The organism is Vibrio sp. 10N.222.49.C9, assembly GCF_041474985.1.
GTDB lineage: Bacteria > Pseudomonadota > Gammaproteobacteria > Enterobacterales > Vibrionaceae > Vibrio > Vibrio crassostreae_C.
Genome location: NZ_JBFRVD010000072.1, coordinates 1 through 213 on the forward strand (window position 1 = coordinate 1; position 213 = coordinate 213).

The following is a 213-nucleotide window of genomic DNA, read 5'->3' on the forward strand; positions in this document are numbered from 1 at the left end:
CTACTTGGAGGTTGTGGCCTAGAGCCGTGGCTTTCGGAGCTAACGCGTTAAGTAGACCGCCTGGGGAGTACGGTCGCAAGATTAAAACTCAAATGAATTGACGGGGGCCCGCACAAGCGGTGGAGCATGTGGTTTAATTCGATGCAACGCGAAGAACCTTACCTACTCTTGACATCCAGAGAAGCCAGCGGAGACGCAGGTGTGCCTTCGGGA

General features: G+C 54.5%; 1 rRNA gene. It reads left to right on the forward strand.

From position 1 onward, the window contains the following. Nucleotides 1–213, forward strand: a 16S ribosomal RNA gene (locus AB4585_RS21600); the annotation flags it as partial.